Origin of the sequence: Cupriavidus consociatus, from assembly GCF_017814975.1 — a bacterium.
GTDB classification, from domain to species: domain Bacteria; phylum Pseudomonadota; class Gammaproteobacteria; order Burkholderiales; family Burkholderiaceae; genus Cupriavidus; species Cupriavidus consociatus.
The window spans coordinates 1-1,805 of record NZ_JAGIQA010000073.1 but is presented as its reverse complement, the minus strand read 5'-3'; the positions used below and the strand labels follow the sequence as shown (position 1 = coordinate 1,805).

Genomic DNA, 1,805 nt, shown 5'->3' with positions numbered 1-1,805 from the left:
GTGGTGTACTTCCCGCCGCAGCCGTTCGATGCACGGCTGGTCGAGGCAGTACGCGGCGGCGCGCGGCGGCTCGGCCATTCCGCCATGGACGTGATCAGCGGTGCCGGCCATGACGCGGTCTACCTGGCCCGCGTCGCCCCCGCCGCGATGATCTTCGTGCCGTGCAAGGACGGCATCAGCCACAACGAAATCGAAGACGCGCGGCCCGAGCACCTTGAAGCCGGCTGCAACGTGCTGCTGCACGCCATGCTCGATGCCGCCACGCGGCCATGACACCCGAACGGACTGCCCAATGAAGATCCTCATTGCCCGACTCAATCACGAGACCAATACCTTTTCACCGGTGCCGACGCCGCTGGCTTCATTCGCGCCGGCCTATGGCGACGCCGCCTTTGGCGCCGCCAAGGGCACCCGCACCGCCGCCGCCGCCTTCATCGACCTGGCCGAGGCGGCCGGCGCCGAGATCGTGGTGCCGGTGATCGCTGGCGCCAACCCGAGCGGACGCGTTGCCGCCGACGCCTACACGCACCTGTGCGACACCATCATTGCGGCAGCCCCCGGCTGCGATGCGGTGATGCTCGACCTGCATGGCGCGATGGTGGCTGAGAACAGCGACGACGGCGAAGGCGACCTGCTGCGGCGTCTGCGGAGTGTGCTGCCGCATGCGCCGGTCGCGGTCGCCCTTGACCTGCATGGGAATGTCACGCAGACGCTCGTCGACCATGCCGACATCGCAGTCAGCTTCAAGACCTACCCGCATGTCGACATGTATGAGACCGGCGCGCATGCCGGCCGGCTACTGCTGGACATGGTTGCCGGCCGCGTGCGCCCGGTAATGGCGTGGCGGCGCCCGCCGCTGATCACGCACACCTTGCGCAGCCGCACCGACGAAGGCGCCATGCTGCGCGCCGTGGCGCTGGCGCGCGAGGCCGAGCGGGACGGCATGCTGGCGGTGTCGGTGCTGGCCGGCTTCGGACTGGCCGATATCGCCGCGCCATGCCTGAGCGTGATCGTGGTTGGCGACGGCGACCAGGCCAAGGCCGACGAGGTCGCCAGCCGGATCGCGGCGCAGGCGTGGGCCGAGCGCGATGCCTTTGCCTATCAGGCGGAGCCGCTCGCCAGTTCCATCGGGCGCGCCGCGCAGCTTGCCGGCGCCGACAGTGCTGACGCGAGACCGGTACTGTTGCTCGACCATGGCGACAATTGCATGTCCGGCGGCACCTGCGACAACATGGCGGTGCTGCACGAGGCTCTGGCGCAAGGACTGACCGGCATCGCGGTCGGGCCCGTGTGCGACCCGGAAGCGGTGGCAGCGCTGGTGGACGCCGGCGTCGGGGCCAGTATCACGCTGCCTGTCGGCGACAAGGTGCCGCTGCCGCAGCTGGACGTCTATCCGCAAGCGAAGCCGCTGACCGGCAAGGTTGCCGCGATCAGCGACGGGGAGTACATCATCACAGGGCCGACCTACACCGGGCAGCGCATCCGCATGGGGCGCACCGCCGTGCTCGATATCGGCGCGGCGCAGGTGGTGGTGACCGAGACCCCCCAAGAGCACTGGGACATGGGGATCTTCACCCATATCGGCATCGATCCGCATCGGGCGAAGTTCCTGCTACTGAAGTCGCGAATGTACTGTCGCCCGGTGTTCGTCCCGATCGCCAAGGCGGTGGTCGAGTGCGACGGAGAGGGCGTCACCAGCTCGCGCTATGAGCGCTTCCCGTTCCGGCAGGTCAGCAGGCCGGTCTATCCGCTCGACGACACCGCTGCCTGGGCAGGCTAAGGCAGCACTAAGCCAGCGTGCACAT

The 1,805-nt window shown here is 68.7% G+C and carries 2 protein-coding genes; both read left to right on the top strand.

All coding sequences use genetic code 11. The features are described from left to right. Nucleotides 1-273: M20/M25/M40 family metallo-hydrolase (locus J8I82_RS38860; protein ID WP_245180616.1), on the top strand; the 273-nt coding region annotated here is incomplete at its 5' end. A 19-nt stretch (nucleotides 274-292) separates the two neighbouring features. Further along, nucleotides 293-1,780 (top strand): M81 family metallopeptidase, encoded by a 1,488-nt coding sequence (locus J8I82_RS36800; RefSeq protein ID WP_209765456.1) that lies wholly within the window; start codon nucleotides 293-295, stop codon nucleotides 1,778-1,780. Nucleotides 1,781-1,805 lie beyond the last annotated feature (25 nt).

Coding starts and splice junctions, on each gene's coding strand:
- J8I82_RS36800 (WP_209765456.1), top strand. CDS start 293: ATGAAGATCCTCATTGCCCGACTCAATCACGAGACCAATACCTTTTCA.